The sequence below is a fragment of the Streptomyces sp. NBC_01454 genome, assembly GCF_036227565.1.
Lineage (GTDB): Bacteria > Actinomycetota > Actinomycetes > Streptomycetales > Streptomycetaceae > Streptomyces.
Map to the genome: position 1 here is coordinate 1500035 of NZ_CP109460.1, position 16218 is coordinate 1516252.

Annotated in this window: 12 protein-coding genes; 8 read left to right on the forward strand and 4 right to left on the reverse strand. The window is 71.8% G+C overall.

Annotated elements, in window-relative coordinates:
• Positions 1–128 precede the first annotated feature (128 nt).
• Positions 129–872, forward strand: a complete 744-nt coding sequence (locus OIU81_RS06390; protein WP_329144729.1) for a hypothetical protein — start codon at positions 129–131, stop codon at positions 870–872.
• Positions 873–944: 72 nt separating this feature from the next.
• Positions 945–2045 carry a calcium:proton antiporter gene (locus OIU81_RS06395; RefSeq protein WP_329144731.1) on the forward strand — a complete coding sequence of 367 codons (1101 nt, stop codon included), beginning with the start codon at positions 945–947 and terminating at the stop codon, positions 2043–2045.
• A 55-nt stretch (positions 2046–2100) separates the two neighbouring features.
• Here the strand turns inward: OIU81_RS06395 and OIU81_RS06400 are convergent, their stop codons facing one another.
• On the reverse strand, positions 2101–4029 hold the full coding sequence (locus OIU81_RS06400) for an APC family permease (protein ID WP_329144734.1): 1929 nt from the start codon (positions 4027–4029) through the stop codon (positions 2101–2103).
• Between the two features lie 182 nt (positions 4030–4211).
• Between OIU81_RS06400 and OIU81_RS06405 the strand changes: the two genes are divergently transcribed.
• Positions 4212–5075, forward strand: a complete 864-nt coding sequence (locus tag OIU81_RS06405) for a polysaccharide deacetylase family protein (protein ID WP_329144736.1) — start codon at positions 4212–4214, stop codon at positions 5073–5075.
• A 349-nt stretch (positions 5076–5424) separates the two neighbouring features.
• Here the strand turns inward: OIU81_RS06405 and OIU81_RS06410 are convergent, their stop codons facing one another.
• Together OIU81_RS06410 and OIU81_RS06415 are read right to left on the reverse strand one after the other, a co-directional pair.
• Complete coding sequence (locus OIU81_RS06410; RefSeq protein ID WP_329144738.1) at positions 5425–6162, reverse strand: SDR family NAD(P)-dependent oxidoreductase; 738 nt, start codon at positions 6160–6162, stop codon at positions 5425–5427.
• A gap of 200 nt (positions 6163–6362) precedes the next feature.
• On the reverse strand, positions 6363–7622 hold the full coding sequence (locus OIU81_RS06415) for an alpha/beta hydrolase family protein (RefSeq protein ID WP_329144740.1): 1260 nt from the start codon (positions 7620–7622) through the stop codon (positions 6363–6365).
• An 844-nt stretch (positions 7623–8466) separates the two neighbouring features.
• Here OIU81_RS06415 and OIU81_RS06420 point away from each other — a divergent pair.
• The 5 genes from OIU81_RS06420 to OIU81_RS06440 all read left to right on the forward strand — a co-directional run bounded on the left by OIU81_RS06420 (position 8467) and on the right by OIU81_RS06440 (position 15204).
• Positions 8467–9873, forward strand: coding sequence for an arylsulfotransferase family protein (locus OIU81_RS06420; RefSeq protein WP_329144741.1), 1407 nt, complete (start codon positions 8467–8469; stop codon positions 9871–9873).
• A 268-nt stretch (positions 9874–10141) separates the two neighbouring features.
• The gene (locus tag OIU81_RS06425; protein ID WP_329144743.1) at positions 10142–12436 is read left to right on the forward strand and encodes an MMPL family transporter; all 2295 of its coding nucleotides are present in this window, start codon (positions 10142–10144) and stop codon (positions 12434–12436) included.
• 139 nt (positions 12437–12575) lie between these two features.
• Positions 12576–13547 carry a non-homologous end-joining DNA ligase gene (gene ligD / locus OIU81_RS06430; protein ID WP_329144745.1) on the forward strand — a complete coding sequence of 324 codons (972 nt, stop codon included), beginning with the start codon at positions 12576–12578 and terminating at the stop codon, positions 13545–13547.
• 94 nt (positions 13548–13641) lie between these two features.
• Positions 13642–14703 carry a glutathione S-transferase family protein gene (locus OIU81_RS06435; RefSeq protein ID WP_329144747.1) on the forward strand — a complete coding sequence of 354 codons (1062 nt, stop codon included), beginning with the start codon at positions 13642–13644 and terminating at the stop codon, positions 14701–14703.
• Positions 14704–14904: 201 nt separating this feature from the next.
• Positions 14905–15204, forward strand: a complete 300-nt coding sequence (locus tag OIU81_RS06440; protein WP_329144749.1) for a hypothetical protein — start codon at positions 14905–14907, stop codon at positions 15202–15204.
• Between the two features lie 69 nt (positions 15205–15273).
• On the opposite strand, the gene OIU81_RS06445 is transcribed toward OIU81_RS06440, so the two are convergent.
• Entirely contained in the window at positions 15274–16092 is an 819-nt protein-coding gene (locus OIU81_RS06445) for a class I SAM-dependent methyltransferase (RefSeq protein WP_329144751.1), read from the reverse strand.
• Between the last annotated feature and the right edge of the window lie 126 nt (positions 16093–16218).

A 16218-nucleotide genomic window follows, 5' to 3' on the forward strand; every position in this document is an offset into this window, starting at 1 on the left:
CCGATTGCGTACGCATCAGCTGCCCGTTTGCGTACGGATCCGGTAGGCCCGCACGGACCGGGACAAGCCGCCCCGCCACCCCTCCCGCCCTCGAACACGCACCCGGACTGCCGCTACGCTCCCCGGCCATGGACGACACCCTGCAGCTCCTGACCACCGCGGCCGCGGCCCTTCTGGTGGGCCTGGCCGCCGGCTGGGCCGTGCGGTCGGCGGCCGTCCGCCGCAAGCTGAGCCGTGAACAGGCGTTCTTCGGGCTGCCGGACGGTTCGGAGTGCGTCCTGGTCACCCACCGGGACAGCTCCTCGGCGCACTGGAGCATCCCGCGCCATGACGCGCTGGCGCTGCTGGGGCTGGCCGCGGTGGTCGAGAACTGCGGTGCGCACCCCGAGATCGCTCCGCACGACACCGGGCTGCAGGGCTTCGGCGCACGCACCGAGTTCTGTGTCGGCGACCCGACCGCGCACCGCAGGCTGGCGGCCCATCTGGCCAATCTGCTGCCGGGGGTCGCGGTGCATCCGGGCGACGAATCCGGCGCGGGCCGCGGCACCTTCACCATCGGCGGCTCGGCGTACCGGATGGAGCCCGGCGCCGTCGAGTATGTGCTGCTGGCCCGGCTGCGGGCCGGTGAGGGGGACCGTCCGGTGTTCCTGGCGGCCGGCCAGCGCCCGGTCACCCACCGGGCCGCGGTCCGCCACCTGGTCCGCAACCGGGCCCGACTGGCCCGCAAGCACGGCGCCGAGGGCCAGTTCTGTCTGCTGCTGAAGGTGGTCAACTCGCAGGCGTACGGGCCCGATGTCGTCGAGCTGGTCGCCGATGTCACCAAGGCCGCGACCGCGGCCGCGGAGCCGAAGGGGCACCGGGCGGCGGCCTGAGAGCGGCGCGCGGTCGCCCGGCGGGCCGTCCGGGGGGGGCAGCCGCCCGGCCGGTCTGCGAGGCTCGGAGGCATGATCGCCGGTCTCCGTTCGTCCCTCCTGCGCTGGAACGTCGCCCTCCCGGTGCTGGCCGTGGTGCTGCTGGCGCTGACCTGGGGCCTGACGCTGCCGGTGTGGCTGGTGGTGCTGGTGTCGTGCTTCCTGGCCGGGGCGGTGCTGGCCGCGGTGCACCACGCGGAGGTGATCGCGCACCGGGTGGGCGAGCCGTTCGGGTCGCTGGTGCTGGCGGTCGCGGTGACCGTCATCGAGGTGGCGCTGATCGTCACACTGATGGCCGACGGCGGCGTCAAGAGCGCCGGACTGGCCCGGGACACCGTCTTCGCGGCCGTGATGATCACCTGCAACGGCATCGTCGGACTGTCGCTGCTGGTCGGCTCGCTGAAGCGCCGGGTGGCCGTCTTCAACGCCGAGGGCACGGGGGCGGCACTGGCGACGGTCGCCACGGTGGCCGGACTGAGCCTGGTCCTGCCGACGTTCACCACCAGCACGCCGGGGCCGCGGTTCTCCGCTCCGCAGCTGGCGTTCGCCGCGCTGGCCGCGCTGATCCTCTACGGCCTGTTCGTGGCCACCCAGACGGTCCGGCACCGGGACTACTTCCTGCCGGTGACCAGCTCCGGCGAGGTGATCGAGGGGGCCGACCATGCCGATCCGCCCCCCGCACGGGCCGCGCTGGCCAGCCTCGGGCTGCTGGCGCTGGCGCTGATCGCGGTGGTCGGCCTGGCCAAGGCGGTGTCCCCCACCATCGAGTCGGGGGTGGCTGCGGCCGGGCTGCCGTCGTCCGCCGTGGGCATCGTGATCGCGCTGCTGGTGCTGCTGCCGGAGACCCTCGCGGCGGTCCGCGCGGCGCACCGCGACCGGGTCCAGACCAGTCTGAATCTGGCTCTCGGCTCGGCGATGGCCAGCATCGGGCTGACCATCCCCGCGGTCGCCCTGGCCACCGTCTGGCTGCCGGTTCCCCTGGTCCTGGGGCTCGGCGCGAGCCATATGGTGCTGCTCGCGCTGACCGTGGTCGTCGGCACCCTCACGGTCGTTCCCGGCCGGGCCACCCCGTTGCAGGGTGGTGTCCATCTGGCCCTGCTGGCCGCGTACATCGTGCTGGCCGTCAGCCCGTGAGGCGCACCGGCCGTCCGGGCCGGGAGGTGGCCGGTGGGCCCGGCCCGGGAGGTGGCTACCGGCCCCCCGGCGCCCCGCCCGACAGCCGGTAGGGCACGTTGATCACGGTCACCCCCGGGCTGAACAGCAGCCGGACCCTGAGCCGCAGGGCGCTCTGGTTGTGCAGCGGCTGCTCCCACCAGCGGCTGACGATGTGTTCGGGCAGCACGACCGTGACCGCGCCGCCCGGATGCCGCCGGCAGACGTCCAGGACGTGGTCGAGCACCGGCCGGGTGTAGTCCCGGTAGGGCGAGCTGAGCACCTGGAGCGGTACGTCGATGCCATGGGCGTCCCACTGCGCGTGCAGAGCGCGCACCTCGTCCGGATCGACCGCGACGGTCAGCGCGTCCAGGGCGGTGGGACGCATCGCCCGGGCGTAGCCGAGGGCCTTGAGCGCGGGTGCGTCCAGGGCGTTGACCAGCACCATCACATAGCTGCCGGCCGGCTCCCAGGGCCGGGCACCGGGCGAGGCCGTCAGCTCCCGTTCGACCCGCCGGTAGTGCCGGTGCACCGACCGCATCCCCGTGAACAGCAGCGGCATGGCGATCACCACGATCCACGCGCCGTGCACGAACTTGGTGATCAGGACGATGACCAGGACCACCCCGGTGAGCACCGCACCGCATGCGTTGATCGCCTGGGAGCGCCGGTGCCGCCGCCGTTCCCGCCGCGGCAGCCCGGGTTCCGCCAGTGCGGACCGCCAGTGCCGGACCATCCCGGTCTGGGAGAGCGTGAAGGAGACGAAGACGCCGATGATGTAGAGCTGGATGAGGCGGGTGAGTTGGGCGTCGAACAGGACGATCAGCCCGATCGCGGCCAGCGCGAGCAGGATGATGCCGTTGGAGAACACCAGCCGGTCGCCTCGGTTGCGCAGCTGCCGGGGCAAAAAGCGGTCCGACGCAAGGATCGACGCCAGCATCGGGAAGCCGTTGAAGGCCGTGTTGGCGGCGAGGATCAGCACCCCCGCCGTGAAGGCCTGCAGCAGATAGAAGAGGGTGTCGGCGCCGCCGAAGCTGGTGCGGGCGATCTGGGCGAGCGCGGTGGGCATCGTGGTGTCCGGCGGCAGTCCCAGGTCAATGGGCTGCGCCGCGACATGGACGTCGTAGAGCATCGCCAGGACGGTGATCCCGCTGAACATGGTGACGGAGAAGAACCCCATGATCAGCAGCGTGGTGGCGGCATTGCGGCTCTTGGGCCGGCGGAAGGCGGGCACGCCGTTGCTGATCGCCTCGACGCCGGTCAGCGCGGTGCAGCCGGAGGCGAACGCCCGCATCCCCAGCAGGACCAGCGCCAGTCCGGAGTAGCCCGACACGGCGTGCAGCGGCAGATCCGCGGACTCGGCCCGGAGGGTCGCGCCGGTGGCCATCCGTACCGCCGCGCACCCGAACATCAGATAGACGAAGAAGACGAATCCGTAGGTGGGGACGGCGAAGACGCGCCCCGACTCCCGTACGCCGCGCAGATTCATCAGCGCCAGCAGCGCCACGAACCCCACGGACAGCGCCACGTCATGGCCGCCCAGCGACGGAATCGCGGAGGTGATCGCGGCAACGCCGGACACCACGGACACCGCGACGGTCAGCACATAGTCCACCAGCAGCGCGCTGGCCGCGGTCAGTGCGGCGTTCCGGCCGAGGTTGCGCGCGCTGACGATGTAGGCGCCGCCGCCCCCGGGATAGGCGTAACAGGTCTGCCGGTAGGACGCCACGACGACCACCAGCACCAGCACGATGGCGGCCGCGGCGTACCAGGTCAACGAGAGCAGGGCGACCCCGCCGAGGCCGGCCACCAGCAGGATTTCCTCGGTGGCGTAGGCGACCGAGGACAGCGGGTCGCTGCAGAAGATCGGGAGCGCGAGCCGCTTGGGCAGCAGCGTCTCGCCGAGCCGCGCACTGTCCAGTGGACGGCCCACCATCATCCGCTTCGGCAGGGAGAAATGGCTCATAGGCGGACAAGCTAGGGGCCGCCCGGCGAGGGGCCGGGGAGGCTCGCGGAGCCGTGCCGCGGTGCGGGCGACGGTGCGGGCGACGGCGGCCGGCCCGGCCGTGCGGGCCGATCGGGTACGGAACCCGCCCGCCGCGGTGTCGCTCCCGCGGCCCCCGGAGGGCGCGTGAGAGCACGTGAAGGGTGACATCCGATGAGCACACAAGTGGCCGGCGGGCGTGGTTCAAGGCCGCGCTCGTGCTCGGTGCGCTCTCCGCCGGCCGCCTGCTGTTCCCGTCCGGAGCCGCGGAGAGGGGCGGCCCGCACCGCACCGGCCCGCCGGCGCCCCGTGCCGCCGGCGCCGGGCCCCGGCAGAGCGCCGGGCGACCCGCCACGGGCGGCGTCCCGGACGGCTACCGGCTGCGCCCGATGGCCGGCGAGACCTCCCGTTCCGGTCCGGGTGCCTCGCCGCCGCACCCCGATGTCGCCTTCACGCTGTCCGCCGGCCGCCGCGAGGTCTTCCTCACCTTCGACGACGGGCCGCACCCCCGCCACACCCCCGAGATCCTGCGGATCCTGCACCGCCACGGTGCCCGTGCCACGTTCTTCGTCATCGGGGAGAACGCCGTCGCCTTCCCGGGCCTGTTGCAGGTCATCGCCGACGAGGGGCACGCCGTCGGCAACCACACCTGGACCCATCCGCAGCTCACCACGCTGCCGCCGGGCGCCGTCCGCAGCGAACTCGGCCGCACCAGCAGCCTGATCGAGGACGTCCTCGGCAGCGCCCCGGACCTGGCTCGCGCCCCGTACGGAGCGTGGGACGACCCGTCGCTGAGCATCTGCAACGACCTGGGCATGTCACCCGTCGGCTGGGCGGTCGACTCACAGGACTGGACGACTCCCGGTGCCGGGATCATCGCCGACACCGTCCTGGACGAGGTCCGTCCCGGCGCGATCGTCCTGTCGCACGACGGCGGCGGCGAGCGCGCCCAGACCGTCCAGGCGCTGGAGTGGTATCTGCCACGCCTGCTGGACGACGGCTTCCGTCCGCTCCGCATCGAGCCGTGACGCCCCGGCCCCCGACGGCGGCCGCACGGGGGGTGAGGTCCCCGCCGGCCGGTGCTGCCGGCCGGCCACGGCGACCGGCGGCGAAGGGTGAGAGCCGTCACCCGGCATGCCGGAAGCTCACCCCATGGTTTATCGTTCAATTGGAAGCGGGGCCGCACGACGGTGCCCGAGGGCCCTTCCCCCGGGAAGCCGGCCCACCACCGCGCGGCAGGAACGCCGGCAGCCGCCGGCATCCCGCACCCCCGAGCCGCCCCGGCCGAATTCCCCCGTTCGGCCGGGGCTTCCCCTTTCCCGGCACGTCCCGGCGTCTCCGACGCCGCTCGGCTTTCCCCGGCTCCCCCGGCTTCGCTCAGCGCAGATACGACGCCCCGTTGACGTCGAGCACCGCCCCGGAGACCCAGACGGCCTCCGGCGAGGCGAGGTAGTGCACGGCGGACGCCACCTCCTGCGGCGAGGCGACCCGGCCGAACGGGCTCTGCTGCCGCACCTCCTCTGTCAGCCGGTCCGCGACCCGCTCCGTCGCGACGAAGCCGGGCGCCACGGAGGCCACGCCGATGCCGTACGGCGCCAGATGGACCGCCAGCGACTGCCCCATCGCCTGCAGCGCCGCCTTCGTCGCGCCATAGGCCGGGTGGTCCGGCTCCCCCCGGAACGCGCCCCGCGACCCGATGTTGACGATCCGCCCGCTCACCTCACGCTCGATCATGTTCCGCGCCGCGCAGTGCGTCAGATGCGCCGCCCCCAGCAGATTCACGTCCACCAGCCGCCGCCAGAGCCGCTGCCACTCCTCGAAGGACGTACGGTCCAGCGGATGCGGCTCGTTGGCCGCCGCGTTGTTGACGAGCACATCGACGCCGCCCAGCCCGTCCACGGCCGCCTCGACCAGCGCCGCCGCCCCCTCCGGCGTGCCCACGTCCCCCTGCACCAGGACGTGCCCGCTGCCCGCCAGCCCCGCGAACGCCTCCTGGGCCGCCTCCCGCCGCGACGCGTAATGCAGCGCGACACGGTCCCCGTGCGCGGCGAAGATCTCCGCGACCGCCCGGCCGATCCCCCGCGAGGCCCCGGTCACCAGCACCGCCCGGCTCATCGGACGGCCCCCGCCCGGGCACCCGGACGGCTGCGACGGGCCGGCCGGCTGCGGGACCTGCGGAACTCACCCGACGCCCGGGGACCATTCATCAGCGGATCCGTCCTCACCTCGTGCCGTGCCGCGAACGATCATAAGGAATCGTACGGAGCCGTACGGGAAGCAGGAAGGGCCGGGCGGCTACGGCGAAGGGCGGCCGCTCATGGGTTCACCGGGAAGAGCTGCCGCAGGCGTGCCTGAATCAGCGGGAGGCCGACCGTGGGGACGTCATAGTGGCCGGCCCCCTCGAAAACGGCGAGGTTGATGTCGTTGGCGTTGGCCAGCATCTTGTTGACGACGTGGTACGTGACCGCGCTCGGGCTGGTGATGTCATCGGCGCCATAGAGCCAGAGGACCGAGCCCGGCAGTGTCGAGTTCTCGAGCTTCCCTTGGTTCTGTTCGTAGAATCGCCTGTTCTCCGGCAGCGAGTTCGGGCCGTCTCCACGGATCCCCGGATAGGAATCCAAACGGTGCGAAGGCGAGGAATTCAGGTAGTTTTTGATATTACGCTTGACCATTGCATTCAGATCGTCCAGACACGTCCGCCAGTCCTGCTGATAGAATTTCAGCATATTCTGGCCGTAGATCTGTCCGGGGTCGATGCGATAGCCCGCACGGCGTTGGGTTTTCGTGAAGTAGATGGTTTCCGCATTGGCGAAGACCAGCTGATCGATCTGCCGATCCGTGGGCCGGGTCCCGGGTTTGGACGCGTTCGCGATGTCCCGCCACAGCAGCTTGTTCATGGCGGGGACGTCCGGGACGGGGGCGAGGGCAATCGTGCCCCGGTATTCCAGAGCGGGCTCTGCCTTCTTGGACAACCGGGAGTAGTACGCGGCGGCGAGCGCAGCGAACCCTCCTTCGGACCAGCCAGCCGGTACCCATTTCCCGGACGCGTTGCCGCCGAGATATCGTTTCGCGGCAACCGCGGCGAAGACCATTGACTTGCCCTCGCTCGAAAGATGGTAATAGCCGTGTCCGGCCGTGACGCCGGCTGCCGTCGGCCCCAGCCCCTCGTAGTCCGGGGCCACGACAGCAATTCCCATCTTCAGGACGGCCGCCAACAACGCGGCGTTCGGCCCGTCGGCCCATTTTTTGTGTTCCTGGAGCTGGACGCTCGGTGCGCACTCCGGTGCCCATCCGACGGTCCCGTGACCCCAAACGAAAAGCGGCCAGCCGCCGGGCGGAGGAGATTTTCGGGGAGTGAACAGCATGGCGGTTGCCTTGATCCGGTTTCCCTGCATGCCCGGCATGCGGTAGACGACCAGTTTCCCGTCGGCCACGGTGGACAGTTCGCGGGGCACGTTGCGCAGCGGGGTGGGAGTGCCGACCACGTCGCCGTTGCCCGTGGTTGCCCCGGAACCGTCGGAGTCCTCCAAGGGCGTGACGGACCCGCACCCGGTGAGGACCATCGCCAGCAGCACAGCAGCCGCCGGCCTGCTCGACCATCCGACGCGTCCCCTCCGACTGCCCACCCGCCGGCTTCCTTCCGTCGGAAGGAAGCGGCGGACGCCTCGCCGGAGCGGAGTGGTGTGCCCGGCGGCTTCACTCCTTGCTGATGACCGCACCTGTGCCCGCTTCCTGTCGTCCTTCTCCCGGCCATACGCCCAGGCAGGCTCGATGCCGGGACCGACGCTCCGTGACCGTAGGCACCGACGGTCCGTTCGCGCCTGCCCAGGCGCCGGTCTGATGGCCCGTTGGGATGGTGTGAGCCGTATGTCGCGTCATCAGGGAGAGGTCCGAAGGCAGCCGGCCGGAGCGGGTGATGACACCGTGTCGGTCGCTGCGCTGCCTACTGCCCGGACCGAGCGCCCGCAGTGCGGGACCGTGCCGTCCCGACGGCACCGACACGCCGGGTATCCGGGTGAACGGCCCACCGGACCGGGCCTCCAGCGGGCAGCGGCTGACCGCAGTGCTTAGCGTCACCGGCAAGTGCAGCTCTCCCGGCTTCGAAGCGTGCTGACGGACGTTCCCGGGCGGCTGATGAATGTGGCACCTCGCGATGGAGTGATGATGGCAGAGGGAAAGCCGTGGGCTGGCGCCATGAGGCGGATGAGCCGCACCGCAGGTTCCGGCACGCTGGCCGTGGGGCTCGCCTTCGCGGGCTGTGTGGTTCCCGCCGAAGCGAGTTCGCCGCCAGGGCCCCGCTTGTGTGCGACCGAGCCGGCGCCTCCGACGGGGAGCCCCCCTGCACCGGAGCTGATCACTTCGGGCCCCGGCGTGTGGAGCTTCGTCTCCGCGCCGCGGCTTCGTCCCATGCGGGTCAGCGTGACCGCACAGCGCCGGGGGACGGCACCCGGGAAAATCTTCGTCGGCCCGTACACCATCAGCAGCCCGATGATCGGCCAGACCGGAGCGCTGATTTCCGACAACTCCGGTCAGCCGGTCTGGTTCCGGCCGCTGCCCTCGACGAGCCTGCAGAACGCCGACTTCAAGGTGCAGACGTACTACAACCACCGGAACCGCAGGGCGGAGCCCGTGCTGACCTGGTGGCAGGGATCCATCGCGATTCCGCCCGCGTACACCAACCTGCCGGGCGGTGCCCCCGAACCGGGCGGGTGCTACTACATCTACGACAGCCACTACAAACTGGTCAGAACTGTTTTCGCCCGTCACGGCTTCCATCCGGACGAGCACGAATTCACCCTGACCCGCAGAGGAACCGCACTGTTCATCGCGACCAAGCCGGTGCCCATGGACCTCAGGCCCTACGGCGGTCCGCAGGACGGCGCCATCCTGGACAGCGAGGTGCAGGAGGTCGACCTCGCCACCGGGGAACTCGTCTTCTCATGGGACATTCTCGATCACGTCAATCCGGCCGACTCCGAGGTGCCCGCCTCCGATGCGTCGTCATCCGGAGGGGTGTGGGACGCCTACCACATGAACTCGATCGATGAGGGACCCAACGGTGAACTGCTGATCTCGACACGCAACATGTGGGCGGTCTACGACATCTTCAGAAGGAACGGCCGGATCCGCTGGCAACTCGGCGGAAAGAAGAGCGCCTTCACCTTCGGTCCGAACGCGGACTTCTTCTGGCAGCACGACGCCAGGTTCCGGCCGGGGCGCCGGATCAGCATGTTCGACGACGGCTGCTGCAGCCAGCCGGACGGCACACCGGAGCAGGAGTCACACGGCCTGATCCTCAACCTTGACTTCGCGCACCGCCGGGCGACCGTCGACCAGACCTATTACCACGCACCGCCCTTGTTCTCCGCCTCCCAAGGGAACACGCAGGCCCTCCCCCACGGGAACCAGTTCATCGGGTGGGGGCAGAATTCCTACTACTCGGAGTACGCCTATCCGGGGAACTCCCAGAACAACGGCGAGCAAAACCTTCTCTACGACGCAAAGATGCCGGGCTCCGACATCTCCTACCGTGCCTTCCGCAACCGATGGGTCGGCAAGCCGTACTACCCACCGAGTGCAGCGGCACGAGCCAGGGGCGGACGCAGCGTCGTCCACGCCTCGTGGAACGGATCCACGGAGACCAGAGGGTGGCAACTGCTCGCCGGACCCCATCCCCGCTCCCTGCGGGTCGTCGGACGCGCCCCCCGCACCGGGTTCGAGACCGCGCTCGCGACAGCGAACCCGGGCCCGTACTTCCAGGTCAGGGCGCTTGACGCGCACGGGCGGGTGCTCGGTGCCTCCAGAATCGTGACGCCGGCCGGATGACCTCGACCACGACACCACCAGAGCGGGCGCAGTATGGCTGACCTGGCGGACCCAACGCTGCGGAACGAAGGAGGCAGCGCACGGCCCAGCGGTATGCAGACCGGTATGCAGACGCCCACGCGTTCTCCTGCCGGGCTGCCTCCCGCACCGCCGTGCACCCGTTCGGCCGACACCCGGATCCCCGGTGGACGTGCCGCGGCGCACGAACCGCCGTTGAATGCTGACTGTCCGCATGTGCCAGGAGGGCCGGCGTTCATTCGGGAGCACCATGTCGTTGCCGAAGACCCCGGGCGCCCCTGCCGCGTCCGGCGCCCCTCGTCCCCGGGGGGCGCTGTGCCGCATCGGGGAGTGGTGCGCCCGCCATTTCGTCGTGGTCATCGTGCTGTGGCTGGCCGCCCTGGCCGGCCTGCAGGTGCTGCAACATGCCTACGGCGGTGAGTACTCCGATGACTTCGCGCTGCCCGGCGTCCAGTCGACACGAGGACGCGATGTGCTCAAGGCGCACGAGCCGAAGGCCGGCGGCTACAGCAGCCAGGTCGTGCTGCACGACGCGGACCGGCCGCTGACCGCCGTCCGCAGCCAGATCGACGGCGCCGTCACCGCCCTCGGGAAACTGCCGGAGGTGCTCTCCGCACAGAACCCGCTGCCCGCACCCGGCGCGGCGCCCGCCAAGCCGCCGGCCGGCACTCCGAACGTCGGCCCGCTCTCCACCGACGGACGCACCGCGTACATCACGGTGCGCTTCAGCGTGCAGCCGTCCACCCTGAAGCCGGTCTACCTCAACGGCGTCGACGCGGCGGTCGGCCCGCTGCGCTCGGCGGGCGTGGAGGTGGAGTACGGCGGGCCGCTGGGCGAGCTGGCCCGGCCGGCGCCCGACGACCGGACCAGCGAGATCATCGGCTTCGCGGTGGCGATCCTGGTGCTGCTGGTCGGCTTCGGCAGTGTGCTGGCGGCCGGGGTGCCGCTGCTGACCGCGCTGATCGGGGCCCTGTGCGGGGTGGCGTGCCTGGGGCTGCTGGCCGCCGTCTCCGTCTTCGCCACCGTCTCGCCCACGCTGGCCACGATGATCGGTCTCGGCGTCGGCATCGACTACGCGCTGTTCCTGCTCACCCGGCACCGGCAGAACCTGATGGACGGCGCGGACCCGGTCACCGCCGCGGGCCGGGCGGTGGCCACCAGCGGCCGGGCGGTGCTGGTGTCCGGCTGCACCGTCATCATCGCGCTGATGGGGCTGTGGGTCTCCCAGCTCTCCTTCATCGGCAAACTCGGGGTGGCGGCCGCCCTCACCGTGGTCTCCGCGGTGCTCGGCGCGCTCACCCTCGTCCCGGCGCTGCTCGGACTGATCGGGCGCCGGATCGACCGGCTGCACGTCCGCCGCCCCATCGCCGAGACCGACGCCCCGCCGGGCGAGGAGGCGCGCGGCACCTGGCACCGGTACGCCCAGCGGGTGGAGCGCCGCCCGTGGTGGTACCTGGCCGGCGGGGTGCTGGTGGTGGTCGTCCTGGCCATCCCGGTCTTCTCGATCCAGCTCGGGCACATCGGTGACGGCGCCGACCCCAAGTCGTTCACCGACCGGCGGGCCTTCGACCTGATGTCCTCGGCGTTCGGGCCCGGCTCCAACGGTCCGCTGACCCTGGTCATCGACGAGTCCGCGGTCCCGCAGGCGGACCGCCCGATGCTGGCGACGCAGGCCCGGAAGGCGCTCACCGATGTCCCCGGCGCGGCCCTCATCACCCCGCTGAAGGCCACCCCGGACGGCGCGGTGCTCACCGGGACCGCGTACTCCACCCAGGCCCCGCAGAGCGGGGACACCACCGACCTGGTCAAGCGCCTGGAGCGCGAGGTCCTGCCGCAGGCGGTGAAGGGCACCGACGCGGACGGCTATGTGACGGGCACGACCGCCGGCCAGGTCGACTTCCTGGACATCGTCGCCAGCCGGCTGCCGCTGATCATCGCGGTGGTGGTCGCCCTCGCGTTCATGCTGATCCTGATCGTCTTCCGGGGCCTGCTGGTGGCGGTGAAGGCCGCGGTGCTCAACGTCCTGTCGATCGCCGCCTCGTACGGGGTGGTGGTGGCGGTCTTCCAGTGGGGCTGGGGCGGTCCGGCGCTCGGGGTCTCGGGCACGGTGCCCATCGAGAGCTATGTCCCGATGATGATGTTCGCGATCGTCTTCGGGCTGAGCATGGACTACGAGATCTTCCTGCTCTCGCGGGTGCACGAGGCATGGCTGCGGACCGGCGATGCCAAGGCGAGCGTGGCGCACGCGCTGGAGATCACCGCCCGGGTGATCACCTGTGCCGCGCTGATCATGGTGAGCGTGTTCGCGGCCTTCCTCGTCAGCGACAACATCGTGGTGAAGATGCTGGGCCTCGGTCTGGCCGTGAGCGTCCTGATCGACGCCACCGTGGTGCGCCTGCTGCTGGTGCCCGCGGTGATGACGCTGCTGGGCCCGGCGGCCTGGTGGACGCCCCGGTGGCTGGACCGGATCCTGCCGCATGTGAACACGGAGGGCGAGGAGCGGCTCCCCGCGGGTGGGACGACGCGCGGCGGGGAACGGCGGTAGGGGCAGGGCGTCGGGGCGGTCGGCGGGTGGGGCCGGGAGTCGGGGCCGGTGCGCCGGGATCACGGCCGGTCCGGGCCCCGTGGGCCGGGCGGCCGCCCGCCGATCTGCGAACGCCCCGGTATCCCGCGATCATCGAACCATGGCCCCCACCGCCGAGCGTGGCTCGGCCCCGTATCCCCTGATCCGGCCGATGCTGGCCACGGTCGGCCCGCTGCCCGCCGCGGGCGAGGAGACGGTCTGGGCCTTCGAGGCCAAGTGGGACGGCGCGCGCTGCATCGTCAACACCGCGGGCGACGGAACCATCCGCCTGATCACCCGGGCGGGCAACGACGCGACCGCGACCTACCCGGAGCTGGGCCCGCTGGGTGCGCAGCTGCGCGGCCGGCCGGCGGTGCTCGACGGGGAGGTGGTGGTGCTGGACTCCCGCGGACGGCCGGACTTCGGGCTGTTGCAGCGCCGGATGGGCGTGGTCAATCCGCGGCGCACCGCCCGGCTGGCGATGGAGCACCCGGTGCATCTGGTCCTCTTCGACATCATGTATCTGGCCGGCTCGCTGCTCGGTGCGCCGTATTACGAGCGCCGTTCGATCCTGTCCGGGCTGGGGCTGCGCGGCCCGAACTGGTCGGCGCCGGCGTATGTCGAGGGCCATGGACAGCAGGCGTGGGAGGCCTCGCTGCAAGGCGGCCTCGAAGGGGTGGTGGCCAAGCGGCTGACCAGCGCGTATCTGCCCGGCGTGCGATCACCCGAGTGGCGCAAGACGAAGCATCTGCAGACCCTCGACGTGGTCATCGGGGGCTGGACGGAGGGCCACGGAGTGCTGGCCGGGCTGCCCGGTTCCGTCCTGGCGGGTGTCGCGGAGCCGGCGGGGCTGCGCTATGTCGGGTCCGTCGGGTCGGGGCTGTCCGCACGGGAGCGTCAGGAGCTGGCGCAGTATCTGGGCGTCATTCCGCTCGACCGGTCGCCGTTCGTGAACCCCGTGGACATCGCGGGGCCGCACTGGGCCGAGCCCCGGCTCGTCGCCGAGGTCGCCTTCACCGGCTGGACGTCGGCGGGCCGGCTGCGGCACCCGGTCTGGCACCGGCTGCGGCCCGATCTCACCCGCCTCGGATGAGACGGGAGACGGGATATCCGCGCCGGGCCGGGAAGGCTCGTGAGGAGAACCGCGTCCTGAGGCGCCGGGCAACCGCAGACGGAAGGAGTCGGTGATGTCCCATCCCAGCAGCGACGGTGCCACCGGGGACGGCGGCAACACCGGCTACGGCAGCAAACCGTTCAAGCGCTCCAGGAGCCACTTCGCGGACCGGATCACCGCCGACGGCCGTGACGGCTGGCCGGTCGAGGCCGGCCGCTACCGGCTGGTGGTCAGCCGCGCCTGTCCCTGGGCGAGCCGCGCCGTCATCTCGCGGCGGCTGCTCGGCCTGGAGGACGCGCTCTCGCTCGCCCTGACCGACCCGATCCAGGACCACCGCAGCTGGCGCTTCACCCTGGACCCCGACGGCCGCGACCCGGTCCTCGGCATCCGCTTCCTCAGCGAGGCCTACGACGCCCGCGAGAAGGGCTACCCGGGCGGCGTCAGCGTCCCCGCCGTCGTCGACATCCCCACCGGGCAGCTGGTCACCAACGACTTCCAGCAGATCACCCTGGACCTCGCGACCCAGTGGACGGCGCTGCACCGGCCCGGCGCGCCCGATCTGTACCCGGAGCCGCTGCGCGAGGAGATCGACGTCGTGATGGCGGGTGTGTACCGGGACGTCAACAACGGCGTGTACCGGGCCGGTTTCGCCACCGGGCAGGGCGAGTACGAGGCCGCCTTCCACGATCTCTTCCGGCGCCTGGACCTGCTGTCCGAGCGGCTGGCCGAGCGGCGCTATCTCGTGGGCGACACCCTCACGGAAGCCGACATCCGGCTGTTCACGACGCTGGTCCGGTTCGACGCCGTCTACCACGGCCACTTCAAGTGCAACGGTTTCAAGCTGGCCGAGGACCCGGTGCTGTGGGCCTACGCCAAGGACCTCTTCCAGACGCCCGGCTTCGGCGACACCGTCGACTTCCACCACATCAAGCAGCACTACTACCGGGTGCACACCCACCTCAACCCGACCGGCATCGTCCCGCTGGGGCCGGACCTCGGCGGCTGGCTGCTGCCGCACCACCGCGAGGAGTTGGGCGGCCGGCCGTTCGGCGACGGCACCCCGCCCGGGCCGGTACCGCCGGCCGAGGAGGTCCCTCCCAGCGGCCGCGCCGAGCCGCTGCCGACCCTTTCCTGAGGGCCCCGGGCTCCGGCTGCCGGGCGCCCGGCAGCCGGAGCTCCCCGCTGCGGGCGAGGGCGTGAGACCCTGAGAGCAGACAGCGACACAGACGAACGAGCGGTGCGCCACGGGCCCGCCGCGTACCCGCCGAGCGCCCGGCCCTCCCGGTTCACCGCCGCGATCCCCCACCCCACGCGATCGACGCGAGGAATGAGCCCGATGAGGATGGTTCTGAAGGCCCGCATACCCACCGAGACAGGCAACGAAGTGATCCGCAACGGCGGTCTGTCGAAGATCATGGAGTCGGCCCTCGCCGCCCTGAAGCCGGAGGCGGCCTACTTCACCCTCGACGACGGCGAGCGGACCGCCTTCTTCTACTTCGACATGCAGGAGTCATGGCAGATGCCGACGCTCCTGGAATCGTTCTTCATGGACCTGAACGCGCAGGTCTCGCTGCAGCCGGTGATGAACGCGGACGATCTGCGCACCGGCCTCGGCGAGCTGATGAGCGGCACCTGACCCACGGCAGGCCCGGCCCCGCCGCCCGCTCACACCGGCGGCGGGCCCGCCGCCGGATGCCCACCCCCGCTATCCGGCCACCCGCCCCGACGCCAGCAGCGCCGTGTGGGGCAGTACCAGAGCGCCGTCCGTGGCGGTGAACTCCTGCGCCAGCAGGTCGAAGTGGTGCCGGATGCGCTCGGTGACGGCCGGGCCCCGGCTGAGCACGACCTGGCCGATCGTCGCCACTCCTGCCGCGGGTCCGCTCCACCACTCCTGCGGTGTCGTGCGGTGCTCCCAGGACAGCGGCGCACAGTCCGCCTCCGTCAGGCCCGCGTCCCGCAACAGACCGGTGAGGCCGGCGGGAGTGCGGGGGAAGTCCTCCTCGGGGGCGAGCGCGGGCAGCGACGGCGGACGGGCCACCCCGGCGGCCGCCACGGCCCGGCCGAGCAGCGCCTGCCCCGCCGCGGCGGGGGCCGCCCAGACCGTCAGCGCGATCCGGCCGCCCGGCCGCGTCACCCGGCGCAGCTCGTCGAGGGCCGCCCGCGGCCGCCCGCCGTGATGGAGCACGAAGTTGCCGACGACGGCATCGAAGTAACCTTCCGTGAACGGAAGTTGCGGCAGCGCGGCCACCAGAACGCGGGCGCCGGGCACCGTATGTGCGGCGCGCCGCGCCATATCGGGCTCGGCGTCCACGGCGGTCACCCGCGCCCCGCGCGCACCGGCTGCCGCGGCGGCCGAGCCGGTCCCCGTCCCGGCGTCCAGCACCCGGGCGCCCGCGCGCACCCCCGCGGCGTCCAGCAGCAACGGCACCATGTGGGCGCACAACTTGGCGAACCCGGCCTCGTAGGCCGCCGCGTTCCCCGCCCACACCAGGCGCTCGCTCTCGTCGAACGGTGTCTGGGGCACCGCTCCCCCTCCTTCCTTCGGTCGGCACCTCGGTCGCCGCGATTCTCCTCCGCCCCTCCACCCCTCTCCGCCTCCCGACTCCCGCCCGCCCCAAGGGCGTTACCCAGCCGTAACCTACCGATGGGT